The sequence below is a fragment of the Paraburkholderia sp. Clong3 genome (assembly GCF_050436485.1).
Lineage (GTDB): Bacteria > Pseudomonadota > Gammaproteobacteria > Burkholderiales > Burkholderiaceae > Paraburkholderia > Paraburkholderia tuberum.
Map to the genome: position 1 here is coordinate 613,335 of NZ_JBNDMH010000003.1, position 21,812 is coordinate 635,146.

Below are 21,812 nucleotides of genomic sequence, written 5' to 3' on the forward strand. Positions count from 1 at the left end.
GATGGCCGCAATGGTCCGGCGCACTTACTGTGCGGCATTGAGCGTGCCTGCATCGACCTGCTCGACCAGGTGATTGACGGCCTCCTGAATCGCCAGATCGAGCACCTTGCCGTTCAGTGTCGAGTCGTAGCCGGCGGTGCCGCCAAAGCCGATGACTTCACGGTTCGAAAGGCTGAACTCGCCCGCTCCCTGGCTCGAAGCCACGACTTCCGATGTCGTCGTGTCGACGACGTTCAGGCTGACCTTTGCGTAGGCCACCTGACTCTTGCCTCGGCCGAGGATGCCAAATAGCTGCCGGTCGCCAACCTCCTTGCGACCGAACTCCGTTACGTCCCCGGTGATGACGAAGCGCGCCCCCTTGATCGATTGTGCTTTTTTGAGGAAGCCTGCTTCCTGGCGGATTTCGTCGAGGTTGTCGCGATCGAGCACATTGAAGCGCCCAGTCTGCTGGAGCGCCGTGATCAGGATGGTTTTGGACTGACCACCGAGACGGTCAACGCCATCCGAGAAGATGCCGCGCATATAGCTCGACCGGTTGTCGAACTTGCCGACTGAAATGCCGATGGGTTGGCCCACTGCTGGCTTCTGCGCACTGGCGACGGGGGGCACCGGCAGCGAGCGCGACGATTCGGTTGCACATCCGCCCAGAACCACGACAACGGCAACAGCAACGGCTCCAAGCCCATTCGTTTTCGATGACTTCATTTTGTTTTCCTCTTTGTTGAAACGCGGAAACCCGGATAGCGTCGGCAGGGTGATTATCAGAATTGAGCGGTCAACTGGAAACCGAGCGTCACGCGCGCAGTGGGAAAATCTGACGGCTTGTAGATCGGCGTCCCGGCGAACAGGTCATAGGCGAGCGCGCCAGCCTTTGCTGATGCACTACCGCGCACACCGAGCACCGCACCTGCCAGCTGTGTACCGGCGAGATATGCGGCGTTCGGTCCGAACACGTGCCCGTAGTCGATGCCTGCGTAAAGTGACTGTCCGGTCGATCCAACCGGTAGCTGCAACTCGTTGCGCCAGAAGAAACCGCGCTCGGCCGCGAGCATCGTTTCGCCGTCGAAGCCGCGCACCGTGTAGCGGCTGCCGATGGTCAGGTCATCGATGTAGTTCAGCGTGTTGTTCGTGAACTGCCCATGCACGCTCGTCACGTAACGCAATGGCTGGCTTGCTATCCTGAACGGCACCGACAGGTTCGCGTCGAGGACGGCCATGCGGAAGCGGTAAGTCGGGCCATTCTCGTAGAAGTCTGGAGTCGCCCCGAGTCCGTCCACACCCTGACGGTACCCGAGGCTGCCGTCGAACTGCGAACTGCCGAAGTAGTGGCGATCGGTAAGGCCGGCCTCGATGAACGTGTTGTTGCGCCGCTGCTGCGGGATATCGGTGTCTTCAATGAAGCTTTCACCGAAGCGCTTCGTCAGGCGGAACTGTGCGCCAAGTACGTTGTTCTGGCTGCGCATCAATACCCGTTGCAGTTTGAAGTCAACGGTCTGCGCGTTGCCGCTCGAAACGAAAGTCGCGTTAGCGCCCGCGATCTGCTGGTAGTACGTGTTCGGGTAGGCCGATAGCGTGCCGGTCCAGTAGCCCCACGGAATCGAATACGAGCCGTTCCAGCCGTGCGAACCGAGACCTTTGTCGCCGAATTCGAGGTCCTGGCTGACACCGACGTTGAAAATGTCGTTCAGCCCGAGCGGGTTGTCGATGCCAAGGCTCAGGTTGCCTTGCAGCTTGCCGGTGGCCCGCGTGCCTGAGTTGTCCACCGAGGCGACCACCGTCCAGGGCTTCGCGCGCTTTACCGTCACGACCACATCGCTTTCGCCCGGTACGTCGGTAGGCTCGATTTTCATGTCCACGTCCTGACTGCTGACGCGCTTCATCTGTTCAAGTCCCTGTTCGAGGTCGCGCAGGTTCAGCATGTCACCCTCGCGGGCCGGGAAGGCGGTTTTCCATGTGCCGCGCGTGGCGGGGTTGGCGAAGCGGATCGCGCGCAACACGCCCGGCACCAGTGCAAACTTCAGCGTGCCGGTTGACAGGTCCTGTTCGGGTAACAGTACGCGTGTGGTGATATAGCCGCGACCGAGAATAGCCTGCTGCAATCCCTTGGTGAGCGTGTCGAGTCCCGCCTTGCCGATGCATTGCCCCCGGTAATGGTCGAGCCATTCGCGTGCGAACGCGAAGCGGTCGAGCGGTAACGCGGATGCACCCTGTTTGCGCACGGCATCAGGTAACGTGGCAGGTACGTCGAGCAAAAACCATTCGATGCGAAAGCATGGCGTTTCAGCAGGCAGTTCCGGCCAGACGCTGGCCTTCGGCGCGGTCGAGCGTACCGAAGGCGCGTTGACGGTCTTCTCACGCTGCTGCGCGTCGCGTTGCTGCTGGAGCTGCTGGTTCTGTTCGGCATTGGCGCGCGCCGCGGCGGCTGTATCTGCCGGAGTCGGCGCCTGCTGCGCGAGTGAAGTCGAACTACCTGGCGCAAAGAGCGCTGCCGCCAACGGAAGGACAGACAGCGCCGCCCTGCTGACCTGTAGAGATTGTTGCTTTGTCATGCGGGCCTTGTAACTAACCACACACCACCAAGAATCACTACCGCGCCGACCAGCTGAGTCGGCTTTAACACCTGCTCATGCAGCGCCGTGAACGCCAGTACGACCAGGATCGAGACGGCGACCATCAACGGATAGGCGACGCCCAGACTGGCCTTGCGAAGCGCAAGCGCATAGAGAACAAATCCGACTCCGTAAGAGCCTATTGCGGCCACGCGGAGCAGAAGCGGCACCCAATCACCTACTGACGGTGTCGCCGCCCGAAGTGCGGCGAGCCGCAGCAGAACACTTGCCAGTCCGCTCAACATGCCGCTGGCAATCAACGCGATCAACGACATGACTAGCCCACCACGTTGGAACGCACGCGCGTCTCAACGTGCGCCTGATCGCTTTCTGCGTTCGAGAAGATCTGCCCGAAACGGCTCGCGCCATTCAATGCGACGAGCACGATCGCGGGGAAAGCAAGGGAAAGGTTGCGGATCTCGTCGGTATAGCCGAAGAGCACGAACAGAACGAGGAGCGGCAGGAACGCGGCAAGGAAGTATCGTCTGTCGCTCACACTGGTCTCCTGCCACGCACGGCGAAAGAACACAATCGTGGGCACAAGGATCAGCGGATTCTGAAGGCTCGGCGTCAGGATGCCCTTGGCAACCAGGTTATAGAAACGAACGTATGAAGCCGGGTTAAGCCAGAACAGCAGGTTTTCCTTCGCGTGAAACTCGATGAAACCGCCGCTGTTCGCTTCGTAGCCGTTCATGATGAAATGCCGGCTGACGAAACAGCATACCAACTGGAGCGCCAGCCAGCCGAACCGGCTGCGCATCGGGACGTCCCGCTGGTGCAGGAAGAACAACGCAAGTGGCACGAGAAAGAACGTTTCCTTGTTGAACGAGAAAAACGCAATCGCCAGCGTGCAGGGGATCATCCAGCGCTTTAGCATGAAATAACATGCGCTGAACGCGCCCAGTATTTCGATGAAGTCGTAGTAGTACGCGCCCGCCTGGAACGTAAGTGGGTAGATGAAGCTGAAGCCAGCCAGAAACCCGAGTGCCTGCCCGAACGACAGGCCACGCATCCGCGCCAGCTTGTAGATCAGTAATAGCGCAAGCGCCATCGACAGCACCACGAAGAAATAGACGATGTGGTACGTGATGGCGACCATCGGCGTCCAGTACGTGTCCGGGACGCCGCTGAAGTAGCTATGGTGCAGCGAATCATAGCGACTGATGGACTTGAACAGTTTCTGCTGGAGCGCGGGGTTCAGTTGCCCGGCCATGTACTTCGCCGCTTTGGCGAACGTGGAGCGGTAGACGTACGGCCGCGGAGCCGTCCCCTCGATCATGCTGACCAGCGTGAGGCTTTGCGCATAGCCGTCCAGCTTGTGATCGTCGCGAAATCCGAACTTCAGCAACACGCTGTTCGTGATGTTTCCTGCGCACACGAGCAGCAGGACGAATACGATCGAGAACCGGCAGAACGCCAGCATCCTGTTTCTGTTTTTCAAATTCATTTTGCAGGGACCTGTCAAAGCTGCACAAAGTGGGCCGTCATCATGGTGGCGACCATGATCAGAATGGTAAGGAGGCTGCCGTGATCTTCGATCAGATGGACTAACGGGTCGTCATCCATTACGCCCCGCACGGTCTTGATCCACAGGCTCGCGAACAGGGCGATCAGGCCGATTGCGACAAACCACAGCAGTCCGGGTACCGCATACCGGTCGATCGTCTCCGGCGCGTTGATAAAAAGGCCGAAGACAATCACTGCCGAGAAGGACGAGCCGATACCCAGCGGCCACAGCACTTCAAGATCCGCAACACGATAGTCGCGCCCCACCGTGACGGCGTCGGCGCTCATGCGCAGGGACACCAGTTCGGCGCAGCGCTTGACGAGCGCGAGACTCAGGAATGTGAAGACGGAAAACGCGAGTAGCCAGTGACTCGTGCTGATGTTTACCGCCACCGATCCCGCGAAGATTCGCAGCGTATACAGCAGTGAGAGCGCGATGACGTCGATCATCACGCGCCTTTTTAGAAACAGGCTGTAGGCGGTGGTCAAGATCAGGTAGAACAGGAGCATCACCGCAAACGCTGCCGATGTTGATAACGCCAGCGCGAGCGACGTGACGAGTAACGCAACCGCACACAGGATGCCGCTCGATATCGATAATGCCCCGCTCGCGAAGGGCCGCTGCCGCTTGCGGGGATGCCGTCGGTCGCTATCCAGATCCCAGAGATCGTTCGCGATGTAGGTCGCTGATGCGCCCAGCGACATCGAGACAAATGCTAGCGCGAGCGTCACCAGCTTGCCTGTATCAAAGAAGGAAAATGCCGTCAGCAAGGGTACAAAAAGCAACAGGTTCTTGAGCCACTGGTGAACGCGCAGCGCCTTCAGCCAGAGCGAAAGGTCGGCTTTGCTGTTTGGGAACTCCCGCTCAACAGGGACATTCGTGCGAACCAGATTGGCAAGACGTGGCGAAGCGCCAGCCAGAACGGCCGCCTGGGAACCGAGCCATACTGGCAGGTCAGCACGACCGTCGCCGGCGTAGACGAACCGCTCGCCGACGCATAGGCGCGCTTTCTCAAGCTTCGTCCGTCCTCTCAGGTTGGTGTCGCCCCTCCGTGGCCAGCACCGCGTCGAAGAGTCCCAGATGCGCGGACACGCGTTCCGCAATCGAACTGTGCGCGGCAGTGGCGAGAACGATCTTACGGCCACGCTTTTTTTCGGCAATCAGATAGTCGACTAACGCTTTGCGATACGGCAGGTGCTCGGCTGCAATACTGGAGCGGGCGGCAATCTCTCGCTTGAATGCCAAACGTCCTTTCAACAGCCATATTGGCAAACGGATGATATTCAATGGATTCTGCTTCACGACTTTGATGACGGACTCAGCCAGCGTGTCGGTCAATGTTAGCGTTCCGTCCAGGTCTACAATCAGCGGAAAATCGATATTCTTTTGCACAAACAACCCATCCTATTCTGCGGTGCAGTTGAGCGCATGCCGGACGCGCGTACTCGCGTTCCTGTGCACTGCGCTACAGGTGCACCTGCTGGTTCTGCGTTGGCGCGCGCCGCTGCTGCGGTATCCGCTGGTGTCCGTACCTGCTGTACCTGAGTCGCGAGAGAGACAAAGGCTGTGAGCGGTAGAAGCGCCAGCCTCTTTCTGATTTTCATTGTGCTCGTGCTCCCTGATTACCAACGACAGGAAGCCGCTGCAAAATAGGCTGCGGCTGCTCGACGGGTCATTCCTTGTTCTTGTCGTTTTTGACTTTGTAGCTGTCGCGGGCATTCTTGTAGTTGCTATCGAACGGCTTAATCTTCTGCATGCGTGCTCGGCTTGCATAGCCACCTCTGCATCAAGGTTAATTGCTTTAGTCACATCAACCCTTAAACCACGGCCCAAACCGCGACGGATCGTCGCTCAACATACCGGCCTTGCGTAGTCGGGCAGGCAGTTTTCTGATCCAATACGCAGCCAACACTATGCAAACCGGGCAAAAAATAAACAACATCGCCGGCTTTTCATCGAGCTTGAATGCGAATCGACATAGACCTGTCAAGATCATCGCCCACAAAATCCCCGCGCCGATAGCAGCGCCCCAAACGATGCAGATCGACTGCACGAGTGCGTAGAGTCGTTTCCAATTCATTTCTTCTCCGCGTTCTGCACATCGTTCACGATTTTGGCACCCTTTGATCCCACATTGATAACCTGCATAGCCTGATTCGCGGTGACAGGGATTTCCCACTGGAGAACTGGAATCGTGAGCATATTGTTAAATTTTGGAACCGTGACATCGAACATCGTGCCGGGACGATTCAAGCCGTCTGACCACCCCATCTTTAGGGGAGTTGGCATGGTCAATGCCGCAACACTTGTCGCAAATGCAGCCGTGTCGTAGAGCGCATTACCCCAAGTAGGTGAAACTATGTTGAAACCCATTCGCAGAGGGTTGACACCGGGCTCTGGAATACCTTCGTAACGGTTGAACAGTCCATTGCTCCCTTCAAATACATCATTGAGCCCAAAGGTAATCATGGCACTACCCACGCCACATGCAGCGCCCGTAGCGCAAACTCTGGCTCCGGTGGTTGCCATGTACGCACCCAGACCCGTTTTTGCTGCATCCTTCGCCACCCCGAATGGATCAGCCTTAAGCATGTCCGAGATCTTCTGCGTCGGCGTGTAGTCGAACAGTCCCGCTTCCTTCTGGTTGTTGACCCACTGCAACTCCGGCCCAAGCTGCGATGCCTCAAGTTGACTCACGTAATTTGCGTTGTACTGGTCGCTTCCCTGGGGATACTCGGCCCAGCATTTCACTACGTAGCACGCCGCCTGCGTCAGCTTTTTCTCTTCTGCCGCGTCGCCATTGGCCTTATCCGCAATCGCCTTCTTCTCATCCGGATGCAACTGCCGATTAAACCGGTCCACGTTGTACCCCGAGACTGCACCTGCGTTGCCGCCCACCGCCGCGCCTGCGCCCGTGGCAATCGCATTGGCCACGATGTTCCCGAGGGCTTCATTCATTGACGCATTGCCAGTCGGATTCGAACCGGCAATTGCGTCGCTCAGGTTGTTCAACTGTCCGGCCGCAATCGACGCAATCGCAGCACCGGCAGCGCCACCGATGGCGTTGCCACCCGCCAGGCCGGTCACAAGGGCCGCGCCCGCCGCCTGCATCATCGCGCGATCTGTGCCGCCTTCCTTCCACGCGTCCATGCCTGCCTGATCGCCTGCGGCGGCTGCCTCGTCATACTTCGTTTTCGCATAGTCGCCAATCCGCCGGGAAACGGCTTCGCCCGCTGCGCTCGCTGCCGCCATCATGTCGGACTGTCGGTCAAGCAGATCATTCACGTCCGGCAGCTTTGCCACCGTGCCGTTTGTGTTCGACGTATCCCGGTTCAAACTTGCAGTGTCCTGGGTCTGCTGCGCGGCATCGGTCGTGATGATCGTGCCAGCGCCGATCGCGCTTTTCGTCGTCGCGCTGTCGCTTCCGCTGTCGTTCTGGCTTAGCATCGGCGCGACGCCGCCCCCGTTGATGCCTGACGTGCTGCCGTGCGTGCTGTAGTTCGCGCCACCATCGCCCGCCGTGATGCCCCCGCCGATTCCGCTGGAATGTGCGTCATAGCTGGATGAATTCTGAACGTCAGAGAACGTCAGCGTACCTGTCGAAAGCGTGTTTTTCGACGCATCGGCCTCGCTCGCGATCAGCCCGCCCTTGAGGTCGGTGTTACCCACGACACTGATGTTGAATCCGCCGTCACCGGCCGAGATTCCAGCCTGTTCATTGACACCCGCATAGCTGCCGCTCGCGTTCGCGTCGGTGTGACTGAAGCTCGCACTCCCGCCGCCCTGGCTGATGCTGAATCCGCCGCCCGTACTTTCCTGATGCGCGGCGCTCGTCATCGTGTCCTGTACGCTTGCGATATTGAGGTCGCCGCCGACGCTGGCATTCACCTGCTGGCCGCTCACGTTGGACCCGATGATGTTCGTATCGCCGCCCGAAATGATTGTCGCCGTATTGGCCGCCGTCACATGCGTGTTGTTCTGCGTGGCCGCATCGGTATTGCCGTCGCCGTGCGCCTTCGACATGGCGGCATCGACGCCGAAACCGCTGCTGCCATAGGATATGCCGACGCTGCCGCTGCTCGACTGGTTCGTGCTGCGCGTCGAATCGGTGTCGGTCGTATTGACGAGATTCACCTGATTCTGCGCCGCGAGAATCACGTCGCTGGCATTCACGTTCGAACCGGCGATGGTCACGTTGCCGCTGCCGGCCGTGGCGTTACCCGTTGCGACAAACGCCGCTGTTCCGCCAGCCGTCACGTTCGATCCTACGTGTGTCGTGGAGTCCTCCGCGTAGGTGCTTTTCGAGCTACTGGAGCCGAAACTGAGTTCGACCTTCATCTGAGGCGTGGTGCCCGTCGCAAGATCGTTGGCCAGGCCGCCGGCGGCCATATTCGCGTCCCACGCCGCGCTCGCTGCCGCCATGCCGTGCAATGCCGCCGCCCGATCATCCTTGCTGTTGCTGGCCGCATGTGTCTGGTCAACCGCATTCGATATGGCATCGATGACCGGCGCTTTCACGGCAAGGGTGAACCCGCTCTGTTTGACCGCATGCGATTTGTCATAGTGCGTGGTGTCGGTGGCGGCGTCGATGATGACGTTCGCGCCCGTACCGGTGACGTTCTTCGCAGCAATGAGATCACTGCCTGTCACATGCAGATCATTGCCCGCGACGATGCTCAGATTGCCCGCGAGCGAGCCAACGGTGCTGCCCGTGTTCGTCACCTGCGACGTATTGGTGGTATCGGTCTGCGTCTTGCTGCCGACCGAGATACCGACGCCGCCGCTCGTACCGAATCCCGACTCATGTTTCTGGTAGTACGTGGACGTAGTCTGCGTATCCTGCGAAGTCGTAATGTTGACGTTGCCAGCCGCTGCGAGATTCACGTCGTTCGTGCCTGCCACCGTCGAGCCTTTCACGGTCAGGTCCTTGCCCGCGCTGATGTTGACGGTATCGCCTGCCACTATACTTGCCACGCCGATATTTGCCTGCGTGTTCTGTGTCGTGTCCGTGGTCGAGCCGTGAAACGCGCTTCTGCGCTTCGATTCGGTCGCCACGTAGCTGTCGTGTTCCTCGCGGGCTTCGTTCAGCGCGACGTCGCCGCTTGCGGCAATCGTCGCTGCCCCTGTACCCGCCGCGAGTGTCGAGCCGGTCAGCGTCACATTGCCCTTGCGCGCGTCGGTGCTGACCGCGCCAAGTGTCGCATTGCCGCCTGCGGTAAAGGTCGTGCCGACCGCCCGCTCGTCGTACGTATGGTCAACCTCCTTGCGGGAGGGACCGTCCGTTGCAACGTTGTTGAAAGTGGCGGTGTCCGTCACCGTGGTAGCCGTCAGGTTGCCGCCCGCCAACACCGCCAAGTCGCCGCCCGCCGCAACGGTCGCGCCCCTGAGCGTCGTGTCGTTGCCGCTCTGCATCGCGAGACTGCCGCCTGCCGTGATCGCACCCGTCTCATTGATCGTGCTGCTCGCATCCCAATGGTGCTGCGCGTTCTGCATCCCGGACTGCGACGTTGTGGACTGCACCGCGTCAACCGTAATGTCATGTCCTGCCGTGATCTGCGCGTCACCGCCAGCGGTGATATTCGCGCCGTGCATGGTCAGGTCATTGCCCGCTGCAACCACCATGTTGCCGGTCGACGCAATCGTGCCCTGTGCGCCAAGCAGGGTGGTGTTCATCCTGCTGTCGCTGGCCGCGTTGCTCACGCCCACCGTGTCGACCAGCGTCGTATTGATGATGTTGTTGCCCGCCAGCACCGCAACGCGGTTGCCGCTGATCATCCCGGACGCATTGACCACATCGTTCGTCGCGGCCACGACCGTGGTGCCGTTCGTCCCACTGCTGCCGATGGTGCCGCCACGGTTCAGGATATCGGTGGCGCTGACGACCGTCTGCGTACCGCCTTTGATCACGCCGCTGTTCGTGGCGCTGCCGGTCGCATGAATCTCGACGTCATCGGCCGAAATCAGCGCGCCGGTCGGTTGCAGGTCGTTCGCGTGGGTCTGCGCGAGATAGACAACGGGCGCGAGGACCTGCTGCGTGCTGCCATCGGGCAGCGTGACGGTCTGACTGACCAGCCAGACAATATCGCTCGTCAGTGCATCCATCTGCGCGGCCGTCAGCGCGATACCGGGCTCAAGCCCGAACTGTTGCGCAACGTTCACGCCGTTCGTCATCAGCGCCTGATACTCGTCCAGGTTGTTCGTATAGCCTTGCAGATAGACGCGGCCTGTCAGTTGCGTGATCTGCTCGCGAATCAGCTGTTCCTCGTACATGCCGTCGCCCAGGCGCTTCTCGACGCTCTGCGGATTCAGCCCCAACTGGCCGAGCATGTAGTCGCTGGAGATGAAGCTCGTATAGCTGGTCAGGCGCGAATCGGTGACGACCAGATAGGACGCGCCGGGCGCAGTCTGATAGGTGTACAGGCCGCTCGACGGCAGGGTGAGATTCAGCTTGCCAGTGCTGCTGGCGACCGTTTGCGGGGCGTCGACCTGCGGCCCCGTCAGGACCTGGTTCGCGCCGAGCGTGCCACCGGTGGCCCCGGTCGCGGAGTTCGCCGCCGCCACATTCGTGTTGTTGATGTCGGTGCCGCTTATCTGGACCGCGTTATTCGCGATGATCGTGCCGCCCGTGCCACCGATCGCCACAGGCGTCAGGACGATTGACGGTTCCGTCACCGTCTGCCGGTCCTGGCTGGTGTCCACGTTCCACGCATAGGTGGAAACGATGTCCTGACGTTGATACTGATACAGCGTCTGTCCGGTATTGTTCACCAGCGTGCCGCCGTAATTGCCGCTGCCGTTGGCAATCTCGCCGTCCTGCTGGCTGGCGCCGATCTGGATCGAGCCGCCCGCTGCGATCGCACTATAGCTGTTGTTGAGCGTACCGACGTTCGCCAGCGTCAGGTTGGCGCCCGCCAGCAGTTGCGCCTGCTGGGCCTGCGGACCGGTTACCTGGTCCTGCTGCGTGGTGGTCGTCGTGTCTCTCGCGACCTCGACGACCTGATAACCATTATGTCCACCGCTGAACGTCGGGTATTCGGTCGACGGCAGGTAGTTGATGTTCGGGTCGTAGTCGTCCCAGTAGTTGACGGTGACCGAACCGTCAGCGTTCTTCGTCAGCGTGTTGTACCAGATCGTCTGTTGCTGGCCGTTGACGTTGACCACCAGCACGTTGTCGGTCGCATTCGGCCCCGAGCTCTGCGACACGATCTGCGAGGCGCTGAACGTTGCGTCGAGCGGATTCTTGTAGCCATCGCTCCAGGTGGGATTGGAACAGGCCGGAATCGGACCACCGGTCGGACAGATGATGTACTTGCCGCGCTTGGTCTGGTGTTCAGTCTCAACATCGGTTGTCACTGTCTCAACGGTGGGCGCGGGCCGCGAGTTCGTCAGCGTCTGCGTCGCGACTTCGATATTGCCCTGCGCCTCGATGGTGGACTGGTCGTTGGTGAGCGAATTCGAGCGGTTCGCGAGCAGACCGTTACCGTCGCGCGTCGCGTCGGCGGCGATGTTGATATTGCCCAGGCTGAACAGGTTCGCGCCGCCCGTGTTCGAGATATCGCCGGGCGAGTACAGGTTCAGTTGCGAAGCGGCGGCCATGATGGCGGCCGCCCCGGTGTTGATAATAGACTGGCTGCCGTTGAGCGTGACCGTGTTGCCGATGAGGGTGGCGGTGTTGGTCAGAGTGGCGCTATTCGTCGTAACGGTGTCGCCCTCGATGCGGCCTTCATTGATGATCGCGTTCGCCGCGTTGACGGTGGTGCTGGCCGAATTGAGGTCCGCGCCCGCCTGGTTGTCCACGTTCACCGCATTGACCGTCAGCGCGTTGACTGCGCCGAGGGTCCCCTGGTTCGTGAAGCTGCCTGCTGTCGTGAAGCTCAGATCGTGATTCGCCTGGATCAGGTTGGCGGTGTCGAGCGTGTAGTCGCCATTGATGGTTACTGCGCCGTCACGGCCCGCCACGATGCGGCCGTCACCGGTCAACTGGTTCGTCGCGACGCTCAGGTCCTGGTCGCTGCCGATTGCGCCGCCCTGGTTGGCCAGCGTGCCAGCCGTGATGGCAACGCTGCCACCACTACCGTTGTCATTGCCGATCCGTCCCGACGTGTTGTCGAGCGTCGCCACGTTCAGACCGAGCGCACCGTTGGCGTGGATCGAACCATTCTGGTTCACGACCGTCGCGCCCGCCTGGTCGAGCGTGAGGTTATTCGCACCCGAGAGTGTGCCGTCCGTGTTACTCACCGACTGCGTCGCGTTCAGCGTCAGGTCGTGACCTGACACGATCTGTGCGCCGTCCGTGTTCGACAGCGTCTGCGCGTTCACAGTCACGTCACCGTTGCCGCCGATCGTGCCGGCACCGCTCAAGCCGCCCGTGTTGGCGTTCGTGATGGTTGCCGCGCTGATGGTCGTCGCGCCTGTGCCGACATTGGCGATACGGCCATTCGTGTTGTCCACCGATGCGCCCGACACCTGCAATGTCGTACCCGCGCCGTCCGATTCGATCTGGCCACCGGTATTGACGAGCGCACCGGATGCCGAGGCCGATACGCTGCCGTTACCCTGGATCAGACCCGCTGAATTGTCGAGCGTGCTGCCGGACTGCACGGTTGTCGCCCCGGATGCGGTGATCGTACCGCCCGCATTGTTGACGCTGCCTCCCGCGACGGACACGTCACCGTTGCCGCCGACCAGTCCGTTGCCGGTGTTCGTGAGCGCACCGCTCGCGCTCACCGTCGTAGCCCCGGCGCCGCCGTTCGCAATCGTGCCGCCATCGTTCGCAACGCTCTGCGCTGACACGTCAAGCACGTCGTCGGCCTGCACCGTGCCGCCCGCGTTGTTCAGTGTGCCCGTGCCGGTTATCGATACGTCGCGTGCGCCGACATAGCCGCCTGCGCTGTTATCGAGCGAGGCCACCTGAAACGTCGCGGACGATTGCCCCGCCAGCGTCCCGCCCCGGTTCGATACCACGCCCCCGTGGACATCCAGCGAGCCGTTCGTGGCGATGGTGCCCGCGTTGTTCGACAGCGAACCGGTGGCAATGGACAGGGTGCCGGTCCCGGAATCCGTAATCCTGCCGCCGTCGTTGATGAGCGCAGCGGGCGCGAGCGTGAGGCTGGAACTGTTCGTCGCCAGCGATCCGTGCGTGTTGTCGAACGTACCGGACACATTGACGGTAGTCGGCCCGGTGCCGGTCTGCGTTAGCGTGCCGCCGTGGTTGGTGAGGTTCGCTGCCGCCAGAGATAGCTGCGTCGCGTTGAGCGTTGCCGCACTGGTGTCAAGCGTCTGCGCGGCGGAAACATTGAGCGCGCCGTTAGCGGCGCTCTGGCTGCCCGTAAGCGTTACGTTGTTGCCCTGAAGCGTGGCATTGCCACCCGCGATGTTCTGGCCTGTTGCGGAAAGGGTATCTGCCGCGCTCAGGGTCAGGTCGCCGCTCTCGGCGACGCTGCCATCCGCATTGATGCCCGCGCCGAGGGTGCCGGTTGACGTGACGTTCCCCGCACTGATGGTCAGGTTCTGCTGCGCGTAGGTCGAGCCGCTGTTGTCCACATCGCCCGCCGCTGACATCGCAAGATTGCCGCTCGCGGTTGTCTTGCCGGTGAGAACCAGCCTGCCCTGCGTCGTGAGCGTCAGGTCACCCGCCTGGGCGGCGATCACGCCCGCATTGGACACCCCGACACCGTATTCATTGCTGACCAGAACGATACGATTGGCGTACATTCCGCCAAGCTGGCTCACGTCGATGGACACACCTGGCGCTGCGCCGCTGCCTGCGATGGGCGTCGCGGCCAGCGTGTCGTGATTGACCTGATTTGCGCCGGTGATGACATTCAGGTCGTTGGCACGGATGGCCGCGTTAGCCTCCACCGCGCGGGAGATCAGGTCCACCTGATCAATATTGGTCGCGTCCAGGCCCGCGCCCTGGACGGTAATCATGCCGCCAGTTACGTTGAAACCGCTCAGGTTGCCGCCCGCATCGAGCATCGGCGTACCGGTGGTGAGAATGCCGCGCGTGGTATTGATGAAGCCGCCGCCATCGACCACGATCCCCGAACCGTTTGCCACGACGACTTCGGCCCTGTTGCCCGCCACTTCGAGATAGCCGCGCAACTGGCTGGGCGAATTGCTGTTGACCTGGTTGAGAATGATCCGCGCGGACTGGCCTGGCGAAAGATTCGGGTTACCACTCACCTGTCCTGCGAGTTGCGTGTTCGTGATAACGGGCGAGTTGTTCAGGATTGCGCCGTTTTTCTGCACATCGAACTGCGAATACGTATTAATCGAAACACCCGCATTCGACGCCTTGTTGATATCGACCTGCGGCAGGCCATTGCGCGTCTGGATGACATTCGGCGTGTGCGCGCCCGAGGGCACGATCTGCGCATCCGCGAGAACAGGTGCGAGTCCGCACAGCACCAGCGCGGCGAAAGCTGCGTGACGCATGGCGAACAGTGTGATCGGGCGCCGTGAGGCCGATGAATGGGTCTCGCCCTGACTTGCGCTGCAGTGGGCAATGGCGGTTTCCGCAACAGCGACGAGCATACTCCGGCACCGGCTGAAAACCAGCTTGAACATGTTCTTGTTCATTCTGCATAGCGTATTTTTTTAACCTGCCGAAAAATACCTCATGCCACCGCTCGGGTAAGTTAAAAATTGTGGCTCTTTTGAAAATGCAGTGGGTAACGGGGCTCACGAGGCATGCGGGTTGAAGCCGGAGAAATCGAGCTTGCCAGCAACGAGAAAGAGGACCGTGCGCATCGTCGCGAAGCGCGTGTAGCCGCGAGCCTTTCGCTTGGCCGCTTGAAACAAGCCGTTGATTGCTTCGATGAAGCCGTTGGTCTGGCGCGTCTGAGTCCAGGCGACGATGCCGTCGAAGTGCCGACGAATCAGACGCGCGACGTCCTTCATCGGCTCGACTTTCGAGCGCATGACGTTGGTGCACCACTGCCGCAACATCTCGGAGACGACATGGATTTGCTTGCGCTCGAGAATCTCGCGCAGTTGCTCGCGATACAGCCATGCGCGGGCGGTGCGCTTGGTGGCGTACTGCCTGACCAGCGCCTCGAGGTCGGTCAATTGCGCCAGATTCAGTTTGTTGGCGTCCTTGAGCAGCGTCCAGCGCATCCCTTTAAGTTGTGGGTCGGCTTTCTGTTGTTGGCGGCGCACCGTATCAAGCGCCTTGGACGCGTGGGCGACGACGTGAAACTTGTCGAACGTCAGCCGCGCATTGGGCAGATGTTCGCCCACGCCTTTGATGAAGGCGGGCGACATGTCGATGCTCACCGAGGTGACCTGCTCGGGCGTGCCGTGGTGTCGGCTCAGATATGCCGCGAAGCCTTCAATCGTCTTCGCGTCACGCCCGGGCGTGACGAACACGACCCGTCGCGCCTGCATGTCGGCGACCAGCGTCAGATACTCGTGGCCGCGCCGGTACGAGGTTTCGTCAATAGCTACCGTGCTCACGTCCGACAGGTTCGCCGACGCGAGCGCGAGTTCCACATAGCGCGAACAGATGGCGTGCACGCGGTGCCACGACAGATTGACGATGCGTGCCACCGCGGCAAACGGCATCTGCTGCGCCAGCATCAGCACCAGCGCTTCGAACAGCAACGTGAAGCCGTCGAGTTGGCCGACCCAGTCGGGTTCCACCAGCCGTACCGCGCCATCCGGCAAGCGCACTCGCGGTACCCGCACTTCCAGATAGCACTCGTGCTGGAAGAAATTCAGGTGGCGCAGTCGCTTGATTTGCGTGTCATGCACTGGGTGCTCACCGGCGACCCCGGGGTAGGCGAAGCGGCTGCCAGCGACAAAGTCCACGGCAATCGTGAGCTGCCGTTTGGCCGTGTCGAAGTCGACGCCTTGCACGTACCACGGGGCCTTGATTCCCAAGGCGGCTTCAAAGAGTTGATTCGTCATGTTCGCTTCGTCTCGCATGGCTGGTTGCCGCATTCTGCCGCAACCAGCCATGCACCAGCTTGTCGGTTCAGGGCGCCTCAAGGGTTCGCTGCGCCGGGCTCACGCCCGCCCTTGACCCGCCAAATCACCCACTCGGGTTTCAAAAGAGGCAAAATTGTCAATGCAGTGCGAAGCAACAACAGAAATCAAAAACAGGAATTGTCTGATTGACGCAAAGCGTCAATATTTGCAGAAGAGATATGCAAACGAATAAACGTCCGCTTCTCGCCGTGTAATTGAAAAAAAGCGCCCTCAAGCCACCTTCATTGGAATGCCGACAGAACCGGTTAGTGTTTTGTCGTGGTAGAGCCGGGAGTCGCAAGTCTCCCCTTTTTTTTAACGTTTATTATTGTCAATATTTGTCAAAACGGATCTATCTTAAATTAAAACTGTTGACCGTGACTCCTTCGGATGGTTAATTCGTCGGGTGTTTTCTGGAAAATCAGAAGAGGTCAAATGAAACAACAGAAACAGGACGGCACTGGGGACGAGGAAGAATGCCTGCTTTGCCGTATCACCTATTCGATCTACTCAAACTTTCCGCCAATGCCATCCGCAATGGCGCTGAACATCGAAACCGGCGAATGGTTTCCGTTCGATAGGCTGAAGTCGTATTCAAACGGTTACGAGATGGCCGTAGCCCTGGGCACCGCATGGGCGTGCGATTGTCGCGGGCGCTCACGACAAGCGGACGACGCGAGGATGGCAAGCTCGCTCTATGGCAGCAGCCCGCGCGTGCCGGAGAATCTCGGCAGTGCTCAGTCGTTCGTCTATCAGCCCGACATGCCGGACGGCGACGCTGTGCAGCTCGCCGGCGCCGATGGTCGGCCCGGTAACAATCAGGCGCAGAACAAGCAATTTAAGGCGGTGGTCAAAGCACTTGGACTATTGAGACTTCCATAATTCATGACATCACCACAGCGTAGCCTGCATCCAGCAAGCGGCAATGATCGAAGGCCGCTTTTGAGCGCTCTTGAGCTTGTTGCGGGCGCTCGCGTGCAGTTCGCCGAGATCATTGGGGCAGTAGTTGGCCAGCGCGTGGCGCTTCAGCCAGGCCCACAGGTATTCGACCGGGTTCATGTCCGGCGCGTACGGCGGCAGGAACGCGATCTGGATGTGTCCGTCCAGGCTGTCCAGGTACTCGCGCACCAAACGACTGCGATGCGCCTTCAGGCCATCCCAGATCACCAGCAGCGGCTGCTTCAGGTGGGCCTTGAGCGCCTTGAGGAATTGGACGATCTCTTCCTTCTTGATGCTCCCCTCGTGCAGCCGGAACAAACAGTTGGTGCGCGTGAGCCCGGCGATGACCGAGACGTGATTCCAGTTGAAGTGAAACTGGATGATGGGCGTCTGTCCCTTGGGCGCCCAGGTGCGGACTCTGGTCGGGCGCTCGCTGATGCCGGACTCGTCCACGAAGACAATCAGCCGGCCTTCTCGTCGGGCTTTTTTTTAAGGGCGGGCCAGGTGCGGCGCTTCCAGTTGCGCACGGCATCCTCGTTGCGCTCGATGGCCCGTTTCTCGGGCTTTTGCGGGCTAAAGCCCAGTGAGCCCAGGATGCGCCAAACCTGCGTCTGGCCAAAGCGAATGCCGTGCATGCGTTCGATGACCGCGCCCACGCGCTTGAGAGTCCACAGTTCAGTGCCAAATCCATGCTCGACGGGGCTTTGCAGCAGGGCGGCGCGAACAGCCGCCAACTGTTGCTCATCGAGTTGGGCCGGGCGCCCTCGCTCGCCCACCTCTCGCAGCGCATCGATGCCGCCTTCATCGAGCAGCCGCTTCCATGTGTACACCGTCTGCCGAGCCACACCCACCGCCAACGCCACCTCGGCGCAGCCCTTGCCCGCCAGCAGCAGCCGACCCGCCTTCAATCGCTTCTTTGCTGCTTCGCTCATTCGCCTTTGCGCCATGCCAACTTGTCTCCAGGACCGTCCTGAAAATATAACGCTTGAGACACTCAACGGTTGTCATGATTTACGGAAAAATCAATAAGCAAGAATCAAGCACGCCGCCTTCACTACGATATTCAGATGGACGATCTTGAGTATCACGGCATGATGGAGCGCGCCCTGGACCTGTTTGGAGACAAATTGGAATGATCGATACGAAAGAGCAGGTAGGACTTCACCTTTCCGCCTTGATCGGGCTTAACGTTAGCGGAGTGGCGCACGCGGCCGACATGCTTACGTTACAGTTCGGTCCGCTTCGGGAGGTAAAGACCGGCAGAGGAACCATCAAGTATCTGGGCGATTGGGCGCTCCATATTCAGTGCGACTGGCGCATCGAGCAGGGACACGTGATCGTTGCGTCTTATTCGGACTTCGCAGCGTCTGAAGAGAGAACGAGAGTGACAACGGAACGAATCCGTGATCTCCTTGTGACACATGGCCCAACGGCTGTTTTGAATATCGAGGCGGGCGAGAACGGTGATGCCGTCATTTTGCTGGCAAGAGATATGCGACTAGTCATTCTTGCGGATGCGATACCTGATGATGAGGACTGGCGCCTATTCCCCTCGAATCCCGACGCGAAGCATTTCGTGATCGAGGGTGGCAAGGTCGATCCCTGGTCCTTGTCGTAAGGAGAGACTGGACATTGAGCGTCCCCTCATTACCGGTATTCCTGGTAATCGTCAGGTGATGCTCGACATGGCAGAGGTATCGACATTGAATAAATTTTGGAGGTGCTTCTTGCTAGTCATGGCGCTTTGCAGCTTTCGGCCGATATTTGCCGATGAGGTGATCAACGATTCGAATTGCATGCAGTACCTGGGCGGTGGCGGATTTGGAGATTTTGATTGCTATGAGCATCATGCAAGATCCCTTGAAGTCGACAACAAGAAACTGGCGAATTCAATTAAATCCGCACGAGGCATCAAAGGCGCGAGCAAGGCTGAGCTCGATCGGTACATGCGCGCACAAGATGAATCGGCAAAGGCTTGCGATCTAGCCCCTAAACTAGCTTATGATTGGAATATTGAAGAACCGCCAAAAACACACGTGGATATGTACGATGTCACGGGAGCGCGTTGCCATTATTCAATTCGCAAGCAGCAAAACGAAATCCTGCGCGACCTCTATTCGATAAAAACGGATTGAACGACCCGTTTCGGCGGGGCCATTTAAAGGCGGGTCACGCAGGCAAGCGGCACCACCACGACTGAGCATCGGCCACGTCGCTTATCAACTCGATCCCGCGAGCACGAAGTCGTTAGGCATCAGACGCCGGGCTTACGGGTGCCGCGACGAGGCGTACATATTCCTCAAAATCCGAGCGTTCCCGGGCAGTGCGCTCGTGATAAAGCCTCAGGTGGCGGAAAGAGTGAAGCCACGCGATCCGCCACGCGACGCGCCACTACTTCCACGCATACCTCATCCCCACCCAGAACCCCCTCGGCGCACCCGGCCCGACGAACTGCTCGTTGACCGGCGCCGTGCCGTTGAACGTATTGCCCGGTCCGGTAAAGAAGTTCTCCCCGAGCGCGCCGAAGCTCGCATAGCGCTTGTCGAGCAGGTTCGACACCGACGCGAACACCTGCAACTGCTTCGTCACCTGGTAGCTGGTGTCCATATCGATCAACAGATAGCCGGAGATCTTGCCGTTCACGTCCTGGTTGTTCTCGTCGCCCTGCGCGTAGATGCTGCCGCGCCACGTCAGATTCGTGCCGATTCGCCATTTCGCGGTGGCCGCGTAATCGAGCCGCAGCTTGACGGTCGTCGCCGGAATGCTCGGGATGTGGTCGCCGGGATGCACGGTGATGTTGCCGTTCGCGTCGGCGCTCGAGTTGCTGGGGCTGCTTTCGACCCATGTCGACTGGTAGGTCGCATTGACGTAGCTATAGCTGCCGGTCACCGTGAACGGACCGTACTTCGTCTGCCCAGCCAGTTCGACACCTTGCCGGCGCGTGCGCCCGACGTTCTGGAAAAACCCCTGCGAACTGCCCGCGCCGTTGCTGCTGATGAACTCGATGTCGTTGTCGAGCGTCGTGCTGTAGGCAGCCGCGCTCCATGTCGTGTTGCCGCCGATCCTGCCGCGCGCGCCGACTTCATAGGTCTTCGAAATGACCGGCTGCAACGACGGATCGGAGATGAAGTCGTTCGGCAGCGAACACGGCGCGTTCGGATCGGCGCAGGCCAGCTCGATCGCGGTCGGCGAGCGCATGCCCTCGTTGTAGGTCGCGTAGGCGGTGAGCGCCGGCGTCGGATTCCAGTTGATGCCGACCGCCGGATTGAAGCGCGAGAACGTATGGTGGCCGTCGAGCTGCGGCTGCGTGCCGGATTCGTCGCCGATCGTCGCATCGGCCCAGTTGTAGCGGCCCGACAGCGTCAGCGACCACTGCGGCGTCAGCGAAAGCGTGTCCGTCAGGTAGATGCCGTAGTTCGTGTTGTGCGTGTTCGCGTTGGTCTGCTGAGCGAAATTCCCGATGCCGACCGTCGCGCGCGAATCGGTAAACGTCGCGTCCTGCGACGACTGCGTGAAGCGCGAGTCGGCGGCATCGACGGCCATGCCCGCGATGAACTGGTTCTGCATGCCGCCGAGCTTGCCGAGCAGCGTCAGTTGCAGGCTCGCGCCGTAGCTGTCGGTCGTCACGGTGGACTGTACGTTGGTCGCCTGCAACGTGTCGACGGTGCCGTCGGGATTGATCGTGCCGTAGTCGTTGTTGACGTTGCTGCTGGTGTTGGCATTGCGAAAGTGCCGGTAGTACGCGTTGCCGCTCAGCTCGACGGTGTCGTTGAAGTAATGATCGCCCGACAGCGTCAGGTAGCCGGCGCTGTTCTGATTCTGATCGGGATACGTGTACGGTTGCCTGGGGTTACCGAGGAACGAGCGCGGAATGGTTTGCGCGCCGTGCAGATCGTTGTCCGCGCCGCCGGCCGATAACGACAGCGTCGTGTCGGCGTCGGTATAGCGCAGCTTGCCGAACGCCTGGCGGATGCGGCTCTCGTTCTGCTCGGCCCAGCCGTTGTCGTTCGCGGCGTTGGCGGTGAAGTAGTAGTCGAGGTTCTGGCCGATCGTGCCGCCCTGTTCGATCTGCGCGGCCTTGCGTCCCCACGAGCCGCCCTGAATTTCGGCCTCGCCGACCGGGTTGTCCTTGCCGTTTTTCGTCGTGATCGACAGCGCGCCGCCGAGCGTATTGAAGCCGAAAGTCGGATTGGAGCCGGGGATCAGCTGCATCGTGTCGATCGCCTGTTGCGGCAGCAGGTCCCAGTTCACGACGTCGCCGAACGGTTCGTTCACGCGCACGCCGTCGACGAATACCGACAAACCTTGCGGCGTGCCCAGCAGCGGCGACGCGGTGAAGCCGCGATAGAACAGGTTCATCTGATACGGGTTGCCCTGCGCGTCGGAGATCGTGACGCTAGGCAGATTCGCCGCGAGATAGTCGCTGAGTGTCTGGCGGCCCTGCCGTTGGATATCGGCCGCGTGGACCGTCTGCACGTTGGCCGGCACCAGCGTGAGCGGTGTGCCGATGCCGAGCAGCGGCGTGGTGCCTACGACGACGATCGGCGCGAGCGTCGTGGTGGGTGTGGTGTTGCTGTTGGCGTTGCCGTCGGCTGTGCCGGACGAGGCAGCGGAAGACGCAGCGGAAGACGCAGCGGAAAGACGCAGCGGAAGACGCAGCGGAAGACGCCGAGGCCGGCGCCGACGCCGCGACTGGCGGCTCCGCCTGCGCCCATACGCTCGTGGACAGACCGGCGAGAGCGCCGCCGACGCAGAAGGTGATGCCGGCACGCCGCTGAAGCCGGCGT

General features: G+C 60.5%; 14 protein-coding genes. 3 read left to right on the forward strand and 11 right to left on the reverse strand.

Going from position 1 to position 21,812, the window contains the following annotated elements; all coding sequences use genetic code 11:
• Positions 1–24: 24 nt before the first annotated feature.
• The 9 genes from OKW30_RS26240 to OKW30_RS26280 all read right to left on the reverse strand — a co-directional run bounded on the left by OKW30_RS26240 (position 25) and on the right by OKW30_RS26280 (position 16,026).
• The gene (locus tag OKW30_RS26240; RefSeq protein ID WP_429348022.1) at positions 25–705 is read right to left on the reverse strand and encodes a CsgG/HfaB family protein; all 681 of its coding nucleotides are present in this window, start codon (positions 703–705) and stop codon (positions 25–27) included.
• Between the two features lie 56 nt (positions 706–761).
• On the reverse strand, positions 762–2,549 hold the full coding sequence (locus OKW30_RS26245; protein ID WP_429348023.1) for a ShlB/FhaC/HecB family hemolysin secretion/activation protein: 1,788 nt from the start codon (positions 2,547–2,549) through the stop codon (positions 762–764).
• A complete protein-coding gene (locus tag OKW30_RS26250) occupies positions 2,546–2,884 on the reverse strand; it encodes a small multidrug resistance protein (protein ID WP_429348024.1) in 339 nt (112 codons plus the stop codon). The genes OKW30_RS26245 and OKW30_RS26250 overlap by 4 nt, the downstream gene beginning before the upstream one ends.
• Before the next feature lie 2 nt (positions 2,885–2,886).
• Positions 2,887–4,056: a hypothetical protein gene (locus OKW30_RS26255; protein WP_429348025.1), complete on the reverse strand. Its 1,170-nt coding sequence runs from the start codon at positions 4,054–4,056 to the stop codon at positions 2,887–2,889.
• A gap of 14 nt (positions 4,057–4,070) precedes the next feature.
• Positions 4,071–5,219: a UbiA family prenyltransferase gene (locus tag OKW30_RS26260; RefSeq protein WP_429348026.1), complete on the reverse strand. Its 1,149-nt coding sequence runs from the start codon at positions 5,217–5,219 to the stop codon at positions 4,071–4,073.
• On the reverse strand, positions 5,128–5,508 hold the full coding sequence (locus tag OKW30_RS26265) for a haloacid dehalogenase-like hydrolase (RefSeq protein ID WP_429348027.1): 381 nt from the start codon (positions 5,506–5,508) through the stop codon (positions 5,128–5,130). The genes OKW30_RS26260 and OKW30_RS26265 overlap by 92 nt, the downstream gene beginning before the upstream one ends.
• Before the next feature lie 418 nt (positions 5,509–5,926).
• A complete protein-coding gene (locus OKW30_RS26270; RefSeq protein WP_429348028.1) occupies positions 5,927–6,196 on the reverse strand; it encodes a hypothetical protein in 270 nt (89 codons plus the stop codon).
• Positions 6,193–14,697: a hemagglutinin repeat-containing protein gene (locus OKW30_RS26275; RefSeq protein ID WP_429348029.1), complete on the reverse strand. Its 8,505-nt coding sequence runs from the start codon at positions 14,695–14,697 to the stop codon at positions 6,193–6,195. Before OKW30_RS26275 ends, OKW30_RS26270 begins: the two co-directional genes overlap by 4 nt.
• 102 nt (positions 14,698–14,799) lie before the next feature.
• Positions 14,800–16,026 (reverse strand): ISL3 family transposase, encoded by a 1,227-nt coding sequence (locus OKW30_RS26280; RefSeq protein WP_429348030.1) that lies wholly within the window; start codon positions 16,024–16,026, stop codon positions 14,800–14,802.
• Positions 16,027–16,521: 495 nt separating this feature from the next.
• Between OKW30_RS26280 and OKW30_RS26285 the strand changes: the two genes are divergently transcribed.
• Positions 16,522–16,968, forward strand: coding sequence for a hypothetical protein (locus OKW30_RS26285; RefSeq protein WP_429348031.1), 447 nt, complete (start codon positions 16,522–16,524; stop codon positions 16,966–16,968).
• 9 nt (positions 16,969–16,977) lie between these two features.
• On the opposite strand, the gene OKW30_RS26290 is transcribed toward OKW30_RS26285, so the two are convergent.
• Positions 16,978–17,972 (reverse strand): IS630 family transposase gene (locus tag OKW30_RS26290; RefSeq protein ID WP_184074580.1). Its coding sequence is split into 2 segments (ribosomal slippage): positions 16,978–17,507 and positions 17,507–17,972, totalling 996 coding nucleotides; the frame shifts between segments, so codons are not numbered across the junction.
• Positions 17,973–18,157: 185 nt separating this feature from the next.
• Between OKW30_RS26290 and OKW30_RS26295 the strand changes: the two genes are divergently transcribed.
• Positions 18,158–18,643 carry a hypothetical protein gene (locus OKW30_RS26295; RefSeq protein WP_090809023.1) on the forward strand — a complete coding sequence of 162 codons (486 nt, stop codon included), beginning with the start codon at positions 18,158–18,160 and terminating at the stop codon, positions 18,641–18,643.
• Between the two features lie 109 nt (positions 18,644–18,752).
• A complete protein-coding gene (locus OKW30_RS26300; protein WP_429348032.1) occupies positions 18,753–19,160 on the forward strand; it encodes a hypothetical protein in 408 nt (135 codons plus the stop codon).
• A 256-nt stretch (positions 19,161–19,416) separates the two neighbouring features.
• On the opposite strand, the gene OKW30_RS26305 is transcribed toward OKW30_RS26300, so the two are convergent.
• Positions 19,417–21,795 carry a TonB-dependent receptor gene (locus OKW30_RS26305; RefSeq protein ID WP_429348033.1) on the reverse strand — a complete coding sequence of 793 codons (2,379 nt, stop codon included), beginning with the start codon at positions 21,793–21,795 and terminating at the stop codon, positions 19,417–19,419.
• Positions 21,796–21,812 lie beyond the last annotated feature (17 nt).

Excerpts from the sequence above, each read along its gene's own strand:
- OKW30_RS26240 (WP_429348022.1), bottom strand. The coding sequence starts at position 705 with ATGAAGTCATCGAAAACGAATGGGCTTGGAGCCGTTGCTGTTGCCGTT.
- OKW30_RS26245 (WP_429348023.1), bottom strand. The coding sequence starts at position 2,549 with ATGACAAAGCAACAATCTCTACAGGTCAGCAGGGCGGCGCTGTCTGTC.
- OKW30_RS26250 (WP_429348024.1), bottom strand. The coding sequence starts at position 2,884 with ATGTCGTTGATCGCGTTGATTGCCAGCGGCATGTTGAGCGGACTGGCA.
- OKW30_RS26255 (WP_429348025.1), bottom strand. The coding sequence starts at position 4,056 with ATGAATTTGAAAAACAGAAACAGGATGCTGGCGTTCTGCCGGTTCTCG.
- OKW30_RS26270 (WP_429348028.1), bottom strand. The coding sequence starts at position 6,196 with ATGAATTGGAAACGACTCTACGCACTCGTGCAGTCGATCTGCATCGTT.
- OKW30_RS26275 (WP_429348029.1), bottom strand. The coding sequence starts at position 14,697 with ATGAACAAGAACATGTTCAAGCTGGTTTTCAGCCGGTGCCGGAGTATG.
- OKW30_RS26280 (WP_429348030.1), bottom strand. The coding sequence starts at position 16,026 with ATGACGAATCAACTCTTTGAAGCCGCCTTGGGAATCAAGGCCCCGTGG.
- OKW30_RS26285 (WP_429348031.1), top strand. The coding sequence starts at position 16,522 with ATGAAACAACAGAAACAGGACGGCACTGGGGACGAGGAAGAATGCCTG.
- OKW30_RS26295 (WP_090809023.1), top strand. The coding sequence starts at position 18,158 with ATGATCGATACGAAAGAGCAGGTAGGACTTCACCTTTCCGCCTTGATC.